The following is a 12,197-nucleotide window of genomic DNA, read 5'->3' on the forward strand; positions in this document are numbered from 1 at the left end:
CATCAGGTGCCAAGGGTCTTTAGCTCAGCTGGTAGAGCGCCACGTTTACACCGTGGATGTCATCGGTTCGATCCCGGTAGGACCCACCGAGCATGAGAAGAGGAACCCCGTGGCCGCGGGGTTCCTCTTCTCGTTGCAGGACACACCGGTCGCTGCCGGAACCCCGCAGAGGTCTAGCCCTGATTCTCCCCGCCGGCACCGACCACGGCGTCGACCAGCTTTAGGCTTTCATCCTCGTCGCCCGCCGAGGCACGCTCCGAGAGCACGGGGTCCTCGAAGATCGGCTCCAGCAGACTCGGATCGATGCCCGGCGGCGTCGGCTCATGGAAGGGCAGCGAGCCCTTCGGAGCACCCGGCTCCTCGAAAATCGGTTCCAGCAGACCCGGATCGATCCCCGGTGGCGTCGGCTCGTAGAAGGGCAGCGAGCCCGGGGGAAGGCAGGTGTAGGGATCGGCGGGGTCCGTCCACCAGGGGCCGGCAGCTGTAATCGGGCACTTGGGGTAGGGCGGGCTGGGCAGGGCCTCGGGCGGCAGGTCGCCGCCCATTCCGCTGCCCGTACGGTCCGGACCGGCGGTGGCCCCGACCGTCGCCGTCGGACTCTGCGGGGAAGTGACAACCGACCCTGCGGTGACCGCGCTGTCCTTGGGCTGGGACGCGACGGCGGGAGGCAGGCCGACCGACACGACCACCGGCGCCGCTCCGCCTGAGCCCATCCCTGCCGTGTTCTCGACCTCGACATCGACGTCGACCTCGACCGCAGGATCGAGCGGACCGGGTACGGCTGCTGATGGTGCATCGGGGACGGGGACGGGCGATACACGGACGGTCTCCGGTCTGGCCTGACGAACCGCGGCGGGTACTGTCCGTCCACGCGAGGCGACCTCGGCCGGAGCTGCATCCGCCGGGGCTGCGTCCGCGTCGTCGACCGACGCGAGCACTGCGCCGTCCTGCGATGCCACTCCGCCAGGCGGCGGCGCGGTCCCGGCATCGACCACGAGTGGCGCGACGACCACAGCCGCGGCGGCGGTGAGAGCTATGGCAAGAGACCTGATCGACGAACGCATTTTCCACCCCGGGTGTGAGACCTATGGGATCAACATAGGACTGGCCCGCAGGCAGGCGACACAGTATCCGTTACCCGAATCGGAACGTGACTACTTGCTTCGGGCAAACGACAATACGTGTCAGTACGTCCGATCCGGCAACCGGTCCGCCAGGTACGTCAGTGCCTCGGACACGCCGGCTTCGATCTTCATCGACGCGAACTCGTCGCCGCGGGTCCACCCCCGGTTGATGATCACCACGGGTTTTCCCGCCTTGACGGCATGGCGCACGAAGCGCAGGCCACTCATGACCGTCAGGGATGAACCAGCCACGAGGAGTGCTCCCGCGGCGTCCACCATCGCATAGGCATCAGCGACGCGGTCCTTCGGCACGTTCTCACCGAAGTAGACGAAGTCGGGTTTGAGCATGCCACCGCAGATCGGGCAGGGCGCCATCACGAAGTCACCCGTGTCATCGACGTCGGCGTCCGCATCCGGGGCTACGTCGCCCGCCTCCGACTCGCGTTCCAGATACCCGGGATTCAAGTCCTCCAGGATGTCGGCGATACGGGACCGGGCGAAGGTCGACGAGCACTGCAGGCAGACCACGCGGTCGAAGGTCCCGTGGAGATCGATGACGCGGCAGCTGCCTGCGGAGGAATGGAGTTTGTCGACGTTCTGCGTGATCAATCCCGACAGCAGTCCCCGCTGCTCCAGGTGCGCGACGGCGGCATGCCCGGCGTTGGGGTCCGCCCTGCGGAGATGGCGCCAGCCCACGTGGTTCCTGGCCCAGTACCTGCGCCGGAGCGCCTCGTCGCCGACGAACTGCTGATACGTCATCGGGTTGCGCGGCACGGAGTTGGGCCCGCGGTAATCGGGGATACCGGAATCGGTGCTGAGGCCGGCTCCGGTCAGGACTGCCAGTCGATGCCCGGACAGGAGGGAGACCGCCTCGTCCAGCAGCTTGCGCTCCTCCCCGGTCAGCGGGGCGAGCCCTCCTGCCGGCGTCGCGCTGACGAAGCCCGTGAGGCCCAGCCCGGGGTTCGACTCCGGGCCGGGGAGATCCTCGCGAAGCCGGGACCGATCACCCGGCGAACTCATCGCCGTGTCCGGGCCGGGATCATCGCACCGTCACAGAGCCGCTTCGACCGCTGACAGGGCCTGTGAGTAATCGGTGATCGGTCTGCCCTGGCCATGCTCCGAGGACACCACGGCGCGGACCACACCGCTACCGTCGAGGACGTAGCTGACGCGATCGGCGTAGCCCTTGGCGTCGTCGAACGCGGAGTACGCCCGCGTCACGGATCCGTGGGGCCAGAAATCGGCCAGCAGATCGAAGGGGATGTCGTTGGCGTCCGCGAAAGCCCGGAGCGTGTACTTGTGGTCGACCGAGACGGCGACGAGGCTGACGCCCGCTGCATCGAAGAGCTCGAGATTGTCGCGCAACTGGCCCAGTTCGTCGGTGCACACGCGCGAGAAGGCGAACGGGAAGAACACGACGACGGCGCCGCCGACGAGGGACGTGCTCTCCACTGTCTCGCCGAACTGGTTGGCCAGAGTGAAGGAGGGTGCGGTGGATCCGATGTCGAGAGGCAAGGCCTACTGCTTCCTTCTGCTGACGAGCCGCGTCGCAGCCCATTCCTTCGAGACACCGGCCGAGGAGGTGGAGTGCAGGCCCGCGGTCGGCGCCGCCTCCTGCACATCGGCGGGAGCGACGTATCCGGGGCGACCGGACTTGGGGGTGAGGAGCCAGACCACGCCGCCGGCATCGAGCGAAGTCAGGGCGTCGACGAGGGCGTCCACCAGATCTCCGTCGCCGCTGCGCCACCACAGCATGACGCCGTCGACGACATCCTGATCGTCCTCCGTGAGCAGTTCGGACCCGATGCCGTCCTCGAGCTGCTCCCGGAAATCGAAATCGACGTCGTCGTCGTACCCGAGCTCCTGAACAAGGTCTCCACTCTTGAAACCCATCTTGCCTGCCACATCGACCGCAGTGGCGGCTTCAGCCTCGCTCACTTAGCTCCTCCTGGAAAGACGGAACGTCGCGTGACGCGCCTTCGTATAGATGTTCATTGCTACCAGCCAACACCTTTATACGCCACGCATCAAGCCGGACGGCCGTTTTGGCGCGCTGAGCGCCGGCGGTGCTCCGCACCGCGCGGCCCGACGACGGGCTGCACCCACGCCCTCGGCGTAATGTGCCCGGAGGGCCCGGTCCCGCTACGCACGGAAGGCGCGGCGGCGATAGAGTGAATCGGTATATGGCCGCGGTGCTGACGCCGACCGGCCGAGCATGCATCTCTGCGCGGGCCCACGAGCCCTGCGCAGGCATAAAGCGACACAGACAACATCTGTGGAAGTGGAGAGATATCGCGTGGCTGTTGAACAAGGTACAGCGGATATTCTGAGCGGTCTGACGGTCGGCAAGGCCGACGGCGACCCCGAGGAGACCGCGGAGTGGATCGAGTCCCTCGACCAACTGATCCGCACCCAGGGCACCGAGCGCGCGCAGTACATCATGCGCTCGCTCCTGCAGCGGGCGGGCGCCCAGTCCGTGGGAGTCCCCATGGTCACGACGACGGACTACGTCAACACGATCCCCGCGGACCAGGAACCGGAGTTCCCCGGTGACGAGGAGATCGAACGGAAGTACCGCGCCTGGCTGCGCTGGAACGCCGCGGTCATGGTGCACCGGGCCCAGCGTCCCGAGATCGGCGTGGGCGGACACATCTCGACCTACGCGGGAGCGGCCACCCTCTACGAGGTGGGCTTCAACCACTTCTTCAAGGGCAAGGACCACCCGAGCGGCGGGGACCAGATCTTCTTCCAGGGCCACGCGTCCCCCGGCATGTACGCCCGCGCCTACCTCGAGGGCCGCCTCACCGAGGAGGACCTCGACGGATTCCGACAGGAGAAGTCGAAGGAGGGCCACGCGCTCTCCTCCTACCCCCACCCGCGGCTCATGCCCGAGTTCTGGGAGTTCCCCACCGTGTCCATGGGCATCGGTCCCATGAACGCCATCTACCAGGCGCAGTCCAATCGCTACCTGCACAACCGTGGGATGAAGGACACCTCCGAGCAGCAGGTCTGGGCCTTCCTGGGTGACGGCGAGATGGATGAGCCCGAGTCGCGCGGCCTGCTCCAGCTGGCAGCCAACGAGAACCTCGACAACCTGAACTTCGTCATCAACTGCAACCTGCAGCGCCTGGACGGACCGGTCCGCGGCAACGGCAAGATCATGCAGGAGCTCGAAGCCTTCTTCCGCGGTGCCGGCTGGAACGTCATCAAGGTGGTCTGGGGGCGCGAGTGGGACTCGCTGCTGTCCAAGGACAAGGACGGCGCCCTCGTCGACATCATGAACCAGACGCCCGACGGCGACTACCAGACCTACAAGGCCGAGTCGGGCGGGTTCGTCCGCGACCACTTCTTCGGCAAGTCCCCCGAGACGAAGGCCATGGTCGAGGACCTGTCCGACGCCGAGATCTGGAACCTCAAGCGCGGCGGACACGACTACCGCAAGGTCTTCGCGGCGTACAAGGCCGCCACGGAGTTCAAGGGCAAGCCGACCGTCATCCTTGCGAAGACCGTCAAGGGCTACGGTCTGGGGTCGCACTTCGAGGGGCGCAACGCGACGCACCAGATGAAGAAGCTGACCAATGCCGACCTCAAGGCGTTCCGCGACCACCTGCGCATCCCGGTCACCGACGAGCAGATCGACGACGACCTCTACAACGCGCCGTACTACCACCCGGGAGCGGATTCTCCCGAGATCAAGTACATGCTCGAGCGCCGCCGCGATCTCGGCGGATTCGTCCCCGAGCGCCGGACCAAGCACGCCGACGTCGTCCTTCCGGGTGACAAGGCGTACGAGATGGCCAAGCGCGGGTCGGGCAAGCAGATGGCCGCGACCACCATGGCCTTCGTGCGCATCCTGAAGGACCTGATGCGCGACAAGGAGTTCGGCAAGCGGATCGCCCCGATCATCCCCGACGAGGCACGCACCTTCGGGATGGACTCGTTCTTCCCGACCGCGAAGATCTACAACCCCAAGGGCCAGAACTATCTGTCCGTGGACCGCGACCTCGTCCTGGCCTACAAGGAGTCCATCGAGGGCCAGATCCTGCACGCTGGCATCAACGAGGCCGGCTCGATGGCCGCGTTCACCGCAGCCGGCACGGCCTACGCCACGCAGGGCCAGCCGCTCATCCCGATCTACGTCTTTTACTCGATGTTCGGGTTCCAGCGGACGGGCGACTCCATCTGGGCGGCAGCCGACCAGATGGCGCGCGGCTTCATTATCGGAGCCACGGCCGGCCGCACCACCCTGACCGGTGAGGGACTGCAGCACGCGGACGGCCACTCGCCGATCCTGGCGTCGACCAACCCGGCCGTCATCACGTACGACCCCGCCTTCGGATACGAGATCGGGCACATCGTCCGCGACGGCCTCAACCGGATGTACGGCGACATCGGTGACAAGCCGGAGTCCTTCCGCAACGTCATGTACTACATCACCGTCTACAACGAGCCCTTCGTGCAGCCCGCCGAGCCGGAGGACCTGGATGTCGAGGGCCTCCTTAAAGGCATCTACCTGCTCAAGCCGGCCAAGAAGGACGGCCCGCGGACGCAGCTGCTCGCATCCGGCGTCGCTGTCCCCTGGGCGCTCGAGGCACAGAAGATCCTCGCGAAGGACTGGGGCGTCTCGGCCGACGTCTGGTCCGTCACCTCCTGGAACGAGCTCCGCCGCGACGGGCTCGACGCCGAGGAGGAGGCGTTCCTGAACCCCGGCGCCGAGGCCCGCAAGCCGTTCGTCACGCAGCAGCTCGAAGGCGCGACCGGCCCGATCGTCGCGGTGTCAGACTTCATGAAGGCGGTACCCGACCAGATCCGCCAGTTCCTGCCGAACGAGTTCGCGACGCTCGGGGCCGACGGCTTCGGCTTCTCGGACACCCGCGCGGCAGCGCGCCGGTTCTTCAAGATCGACAGCCACTCCATGGTCGTCCGGGCGCTGGAGATGCTCGCACGCCGTGGCGAGGTCGACGCGAACGCTCCGAAGGAGGCCATCGAGAAGTACCGCCTGCTCGATGTCAACGCCGGAACGACCGGGAACGCGGGCGGCGACGCCTAGGGTCCCGTCCGCGCGGAGGTGACGGTGGGGAGCAGCACAGCGCTGCTCCCCACCGTCTTTTTTTGTAGCCTTCGCACAAAGCGGTCCCGCGGTAGGCGGGGCCGTATGCTCAGAGGATGCCGCAGCCCGACGACAATCCCGGTAGCCCGCCACATGCATCAGGCACCACCAACGCCGGTACGGCCCCACCGGACCCCGCCACCGTGGAGAAACTCCGCTCCACCATCGGCTCGCTCTCGACGGCGACCCTCCGGCAGCTCGACGCCGACCTGCCGTGGTACCGGGGCCTGCGGCCCGACGAACGATCCGCCCTCGGCCTCGTCGCTCAGAAGGGCATCGCCTCCTTCGTCAACTGGTACCAGAAGCCCGTCTCCCCCGCCTGGGTGCTGAGCGACGTCTTCGGGACGGCACCGACGGAACTCACGCGCTCCATCAGCCTTCAGAAGGCCCTGCAGCTCATCCGCGTGGTCGTTCAGGTGGTCGAGGACCACGTGCCCTTCCTGGCGCCCGCCGCCGACCAGGGCCCCCTGCGTGAAGCCGTCCTGCGCTACTCGCGGGAGGTCGCCTTCGCCGCGGCCGACGTCTACGCTCGGGCGGCGGAGACCCGCGGGTCCTGGGACACCAGGCTCGAGGCCCTCGTCGTCGATGCGATCCTGCGCGGTGAGAGCTCGGACGCCCTCCGGTCCCGCATCGCCGCCGTCGGCTGGACCTCGCAGGCACGCATCACCGTCATGGTGGGGAGTGCGCCGCCGGAAGCGAACGTCGGGTTCCTCAACGAGCTCCGGCGGGTCACCGGTCGGCTCGCCGAGGACGTGCTCGTGGGTATCCAGGGCGATCGGCTCATCCTCGTGCTCGGCGGAGTGCGCGACGCACCCAAGGCCTACCCGCGGATCAGCGAGCTGTTCGGGGACGGTGCCGTGGTGCTCGGGCCGGAAGCCGAGTCGCTCGTCACGGCGAGCAGTTCCGCGCAGGCGGCCTTCGCCGGACTGACGGCCGCCCGTGCGTGGCCCGGCGCCCCGCGACCTGTCTCGTCGGAGGACCTGTGGCCCGAACGCGTCATGTCGGGAGACGACACCGCGCGACGTTCCCTGGTGCGAACCATCTACCGCCCGCTCGTCGCGGCGTCCAACGGCCTGGAACCGACACTCTCCGCGTATCTCACCCTCGGTCATTCGCTCGAAGCCACCGCGCGCGCGCTGTTCGTCCACGCGAATACCGTGCGGTACCGCCTGCGGAGGGTCTCGGACGTGACCGGGTGGGACCCGCTGATACCCAGGGAGGCCTATGTCCTGCAGACGGCGCTCGTCGTCGGACGCCTCGCCGCGTCCGCCGCACCGGCCCCGACCGGGACCGGACCCCCTGCACCGACGGGGCGCGGCTCCCGGCCCGGCACCGTCCCGTCCCGATGACACAGCCGTGCTCCTTGTAGACTTCCTACAAAGAGCACCAAACAGCTTGGTTCAGCCGAACACCCGATAACCGCCCCCCGATTTGGAAAGCTGGAAGCGTGCTTGCAATCGCCTGCCCCGGACAGGGCTCACAGACCCCGGGATTCCTCTCCCCCTGGCTCGACCTCCCGGGAGTGGCCGATCATCTCGGCGGCCTGAGTGAGCGTGCCGGCATCGACCTCATCCGCCACGGCACCGAGTCCGACGAGGACACCATCAAGGACACCGCCGTCGCGCAGCCGCTCATCGTCGCCGCGGGGCTCATGACCGCCCGGTTGCTCCTGCAGGACTACCCGCTCACTGCTGCGACCGTGGTGGCCGGCCATTCCGTGGGCGAGCTCACGGCGTCCGGCATCGCGGGGGCACTCTCCGAGGACGACGCCGTCGCCTTCGTCCGGGTGCGCGCCAACGCCATGGCCGAGGCCGCCGCTGCCACGCCGACCGGTATGGCAGCAGTGCTCGGGGGTGATCCCGACGACGTCGCCGCCCGGCTGGCGGACCTCGGACTCACCGCGGCCAATGCCAACGGCGGCGGTCAGGTCGTCGCAGCGGGAACCCTGGAGCAACTCGCAGCACTCGCCGACAACCCGCCGGCCAAGGCGCGCGTCATCGCGCTGAAGGTCGCCGGAGCATTCCACACCGACCATATGTCCCCCGCCGTCACGGCCCTGGAGGCACTGCGTCCGCGCCTCACGCCCACGGACCCGGTGGGCACGCTGATCTCCAACCATGACGGCAGGCCGGTCGCCACGGGCGAGGGCAACCTGGACAGCCTCATAGCGCAGGTCTCTCGCCCTGTCCGCTGGGATCTCTGCATGGACTCGATGCAGGCCATGGGGGTTTCCGGGCTGATCGAACTCTCCCCCGCAGGCACCCTGGTGGGTCTCGCGAAACGCGGAATGCGCGGTACGGCGACTCTCGCCGTAAAATCTCCCGAGGACCTGGACGCCGCACGCAGCTTCATCGAGGAACACTCGCGCACCACGGACCTCGACCCCGCACCCCTCCCCGAAGGACCCCAGTGAGCATCACCGCGATCAAGCAAGCCCCACTCCGCGAACACACGCGGATACTCGGTGTCGGTGCGTACCGCCCGGAGATCATCGTGACCAACGAGGACGTCTGCCAGTGGATCGACTCCTCCGACGAGTGGATCCGGCAACGGACCGGCATCGTGACGCGCCACCGGGCGCCCCGCGACGTGAGCGTCATCGACATGGCGGAGGCTGCCTCCCGTGAGGCCCTGGCCGCAGCCGGGATCGACGCGTCCCAGCTGGGCGCCGTGCTGGTCTCGACCGTCACGCACCCCCATGCCACGCCCTCAGCCGCCGCCCAGCTGACCGATCGCCTCGGAGCAACACCGGCTCCCGCCTACGACATCTCCGCCGCGTGTGCAGGCTACTGCTACGGGATCGCCCAGGCTGATGCCCTGGTCCACGCCGGGACCGCCGAGTACGTCCTCGTGGTCGGGGTGGAGAAGTTGTCCGACTTCATCGACAACTCCGACCGCACCATCTCGTTCCTCCTCGGCGACGGCGCAGGCGCCGTCGTGATCGGCCCGGGCGAGGCTGCCGGCATCGGCCCCTCCGTCTGGGGGTCCGACGGCAGCAAGCACGAGGCCATCCGCATGACGCGGTCACTGCTGGACACACGCGACTTCTCCCTCGGCGCGCCCGCAGCGGACGGCGAGGCCGAGCCCGACTCCGACGCCGCCCGCCAGAGCCTCTGGCCCACCATGCGCCAGGACGGACCGACGGTCTTCCGCTGGGCCGTCTGGGAGATGGCGAAGGTCGCGCAGCGCGCCCTCGACGCCGCAGGCGTGTCGGCCGAGGACCTCGCAGTCTTCCTGCCCCATCAGGCCAACATCCGTATCATCGATGAGATGGTGAAGCAGCTGAAGCTTCCCGACCACGTCTACGTGGCCCGGGACATCGTCGACGCGGGCAACACGTCCGCGGCATCCATTCCCCTCGCGATGCACCGCACACTGAAGGAGCAGCCGGAACTGAGCGGCACGCTCGCACTTCAGATCGGCTTCGGGGCCGGCCTCGTCTTCGGGGCCCAGGTCGTGGTGCTTCCCTAGTTTCCAAGCCCAAATCGCGACAGCGCGATTTGATCATCCCGCCGGTGCACCGGCAGCAACAGAAAAGGAGCCATCATGGCTAGCAACGAAGAAATCCTGGCCGGTCTGGCAGAGATCGTCAACGAGGAGACGGGCCTGGCCCCCGAGTCGGTCGAGATGGACAAGTCCTTCACCGACGATCTCGACATCGACTCCATCTCCATGATGACCATCGTGGTCAACGCCGAAGAGAAGTTCGGCGTGCGCATCCCCGACGAAGAGGTCAAGAACCTGAAGACCGTCGGCGACGCCGTCACCTTCATCTCGGGCGCGCAGTCCTAGCTCCTGCCCTTCCCGGCGCTGCGGCCGCTCCAGGCGTCTCCCGCCGGGGGCGGCCGCATCCGTCATCCCTCCGCCCGGCTCCGCCGGCACACGTCCCAGCTTCGAAAGAGTGACCATGCCACGCAAAGTCGTCATCACCGGACTCGGTGCAACCACCCCGATCGGTGGAGATGTCCCCACGATGTGGGCCAACTCCCTGAAGGGCGTCTCGGGTGCGCGGACCATCGAAGCCGACTGGGTGCAGCAGTACGAGCTGCCCGTGACGTTCGCGGCCCAGATCGCCGTCCCGGCGTCGGAGGTGCTCTCGAGGGTCGAGGCCAAGCGCATGGACCCCTCCACGCAGTTCGCCGTCGTCGCTTCCCGCGAGGCGTGGCGCGACTCGGGGATCGAGGACGTCGACAAGGACCGTCTCGCCGTCGCGTTCGCGACCGGCATCGGCGGGGTCTGGACCCTGTTGGACGCGTGGGACACCCTGCGCGAGAAGGGGCCCCGCCGCGTGCTGCCCATGACCGTCCCGATGCTGATGCCGAACGGCCCCGCAGCCGCGGTGAGCCTCGATCTCGGTGCACGCGCCGGAGCCCACACCCCCGTCTCGGCCTGTGCCTCCGGGACCGAGGCCCTGCACCAGGGGCTCGAGCTCATCCGATCGGGCAAGGCTGACGTCGTCGTCTGCGGTGGCGCCGAGGCTGCCATCCACCCGATGCCCATCGCGGCCTTCGCATCGATGCACGCACTGTCCCGCCGGAACGACGAGCCGGAGCTGGCATCGCGTCCGTACGACACGAACCGCGACGGCTTCGTCATGGGCGAAGGCGCCGGCGCGATCGTCCTCGAGGCCGAGGAACATGCGCTCGCCCGTGGCGCCCGCATCTACGCGGAACTCGCAGGGACTTCCGTGACGGCCGACGCCTATCACATCACCGCACCGGACCCCGAGGGCCTCGGTGCCACGAGGGCCCTCAAGGCGGCGCTGTTCGATGCGCGGGCGCAGGCAGAGGACGTGGTGCACGTGAATGCGCACGCCACGTCCACCCCCGTGGGTGACAAGCCCGAGTACACCGCTCTGAGGGCTGCGCTCGGCTCGCACCTCGACCAGGTGGCCGTCTCGGCCACGAAGTCGCAGACGGGTCACCTACTCGGTGCCTCGGGCGCGGTCGAGGCCGTCATGACCGTCCTCGCGCTGCACGAGCGGAAGACACCGGTCACCATCAACCTGGACGATCAGGACCCGGAGATCCCGCTCGATGTCGTGACGAGCCCGAGGGATCTGCCGTCGGGCGATATCGTCGCCCTGAGCAATTCCTTCGGATTCGGCGGCCACAATGCCGTGATCGTGCTCCGCAGCGTCTGATCCTCCGGCGCGGAGAAGGCCCCACCCGCCGGGGGTGGTGCCTTCTTCGTTCGGCAGCCGATCATCCTCCTGCTCTGAAGGGCGGGTATCGATCGTCGACGCACCCGCCGACGACGTCAGGGCGCTCGGCTGAACCGTTCAGGAAGAGCGTGACCAGGTGGAGCGGGTCATCCGACCTGGTGCAGCCACCGCACGGGAGCACCTTCTGCTGCATGGCGGAACGGTTCCAGTTCCTCGTCCCAAGATTCACCGAGCGCAAGGGACAGTTCGTGGTAGACCGCTGCCGGATCGCCGGCACCCGCTTCGTAGGCATAGCGGATGCGGTCCTCGGTCACCATGATGTTGCCGTGCACGTCCGTCGTGGCGTGGAAGATCCCGAGTTCGGGTGTGTGGGACCAACGGCCGCCATCAGCTCCGGCGCTCTGCTCCTCGGTCACTTCGTACCGGAGGTGGGCCCAGCCGCGCAGTGCCGACGCGAGTTGCGCGCCGGACCCCTGGGGCCCGACCCATGACAATTCGGCCCGGAGCATTCCGGGCGCAGCAGGCTGCGCCGTCCACTCCATGTCGATCCGCTTGTCCAGCACCGAGCCGATAGCCCACTCGACATGAGGGCACAACGCAGTAGGGGCCGAGTGCACGTACAGGACACCACGCGCCATCACAACAGACATTCCATCCTCCATAGCTGTAGGTACGTCTTCCCCAACGACCTGCACTGGCTGATGAAACTGCGAACGGACGAGGCGCTGCCTTGTGAGACCCACCCGCGCCGTGGCGCGGGTTCTGTGTTAACACTGCTCATTGTGCACGACGAGCGCAA

At 67.8% G+C, this 12,197-nt stretch carries 11 protein-coding genes and 1 tRNA gene; 7 read left to right on the top strand and 5 right to left on the bottom strand.

The window, feature by feature from the left end; translation table 11 throughout:
* Window positions 1-13 precede the first annotated feature (13 nt).
* Window positions 14-86, top strand: a tRNA-Val gene (locus FJV46_RS13815).
* 87 nt (window positions 87-173) lie between these two features.
* Here FJV46_RS13815 and FJV46_RS13820 read toward each other — a convergent pair.
* The 4 genes from FJV46_RS13820 to FJV46_RS13835 form a co-directional block, all read right to left on the bottom strand.
* Complete coding sequence (locus tag FJV46_RS13820; protein ID WP_140995581.1) at window positions 174-959, bottom strand: hypothetical protein; 786 nt, start codon at window positions 957-959, stop codon at window positions 174-176.
* Between the two features lie 225 nt (window positions 960-1,184).
* The gene (locus FJV46_RS13825; RefSeq protein WP_087026608.1) at window positions 1,185-2,144 is read right to left on the bottom strand and encodes an NAD-dependent protein deacetylase; all 960 of its coding nucleotides are present in this window, start codon (window positions 2,142-2,144) and stop codon (window positions 1,185-1,187) included.
* 30 nt (window positions 2,145-2,174) lie between these two features.
* Window positions 2,175-2,639 carry a redoxin domain-containing protein gene (locus tag FJV46_RS13830; RefSeq protein ID WP_087026612.1) on the bottom strand — a complete coding sequence of 155 codons (465 nt, stop codon included), beginning with the start codon at window positions 2,637-2,639 and terminating at the stop codon, window positions 2,175-2,177.
* Window positions 2,640-2,642: 3 nt separating this feature from the next.
* The gene (locus FJV46_RS13835; protein WP_087026615.1) at window positions 2,643-3,062 is read right to left on the bottom strand and encodes a DUF3052 domain-containing protein; all 420 of its coding nucleotides are present in this window, start codon (window positions 3,060-3,062) and stop codon (window positions 2,643-2,645) included.
* Window positions 3,063-3,420: 358 nt separating this feature from the next.
* Between FJV46_RS13835 and aceE the strand changes: the two genes are divergently transcribed.
* The 6 genes from aceE to fabF all read left to right on the top strand — a co-directional run bounded on the left by aceE (window position 3,421) and on the right by fabF (window position 11,377).
* A complete protein-coding gene (gene aceE, locus FJV46_RS13840; protein WP_087026618.1) occupies window positions 3,421-6,174 on the top strand; it encodes a pyruvate dehydrogenase (acetyl-transferring), homodimeric type in 2,754 nt (917 codons plus the stop codon).
* Between the two features lie 116 nt (window positions 6,175-6,290).
* Window positions 6,291-7,583 carry a PucR family transcriptional regulator gene (locus FJV46_RS13845; protein ID WP_087026621.1) on the top strand — a complete coding sequence of 431 codons (1,293 nt, stop codon included), beginning with the start codon at window positions 6,291-6,293 and terminating at the stop codon, window positions 7,581-7,583.
* Between the two features lie 98 nt (window positions 7,584-7,681).
* Complete coding sequence (locus FJV46_RS13850; RefSeq protein ID WP_087026624.1) at window positions 7,682-8,647, top strand: ACP S-malonyltransferase; 966 nt, start codon at window positions 7,682-7,684, stop codon at window positions 8,645-8,647.
* Window positions 8,644-9,705 (top strand): beta-ketoacyl-ACP synthase III, encoded by a 1,062-nt coding sequence (locus FJV46_RS13855; RefSeq protein WP_087026625.1) that lies wholly within the window; start codon window positions 8,644-8,646, stop codon window positions 9,703-9,705. The genes FJV46_RS13850 and FJV46_RS13855 overlap by 4 nt, the downstream gene beginning before the upstream one ends.
* Window positions 9,706-9,780: 75 nt before the next feature.
* Window positions 9,781-10,026, top strand: coding sequence for an acyl carrier protein (locus FJV46_RS13860; protein WP_087026628.1), 246 nt, complete (start codon window positions 9,781-9,783; stop codon window positions 10,024-10,026).
* A 115-nt stretch (window positions 10,027-10,141) separates the two neighbouring features.
* Window positions 10,142-11,377: a beta-ketoacyl-ACP synthase II gene (gene fabF / locus FJV46_RS13865; protein ID WP_087026631.1), complete on the top strand. Its 1,236-nt coding sequence runs from the start codon at window positions 10,142-10,144 to the stop codon at window positions 11,375-11,377.
* Window positions 11,378-11,544: 167 nt separating this feature from the next.
* On the opposite strand, the gene FJV46_RS13870 is transcribed toward fabF, so the two are convergent.
* Window positions 11,545-12,048, bottom strand: coding sequence for a DUF3145 domain-containing protein (locus tag FJV46_RS13870; protein ID WP_087026634.1), 504 nt, complete (start codon window positions 12,046-12,048; stop codon window positions 11,545-11,547).
* Between the last annotated feature and the right edge of the window lie 149 nt (window positions 12,049-12,197).

Origin of the sequence: Arthrobacter agilis (assembly GCF_006494655.1) — a bacterium.
In the GTDB taxonomy this organism is placed as follows: Bacteria; Actinomycetota; Actinomycetes; order Actinomycetales; family Micrococcaceae; genus Arthrobacter_D; species Arthrobacter_D agilis.

Coding starts and splice junctions, on each gene's coding strand:
- FJV46_RS13860 (WP_087026628.1), top strand. CDS start 9,781: ATGGCTAGCAACGAAGAAATCCTGGCCGGTCTGGCAGAGATCGTCAAC.
- fabF (WP_087026631.1), top strand. CDS start 10,142: ATGCCACGCAAAGTCGTCATCACCGGACTCGGTGCAACCACCCCGATC.
- FJV46_RS13845 (WP_087026621.1), top strand. CDS start 6,291: ATGCCGCAGCCCGACGACAATCCCGGTAGCCCGCCACATGCATCAGGC.
- FJV46_RS13825 (WP_087026608.1), bottom strand. CDS start 2,144: ATGAGTTCGCCGGGTGATCGGTCCCGGCTTCGCGAGGATCTCCCCGGC.
- FJV46_RS13870 (WP_087026634.1), bottom strand. CDS start 12,048: ATGTCTGTTGTGATGGCGCGTGGTGTCCTGTACGTGCACTCGGCCCCT.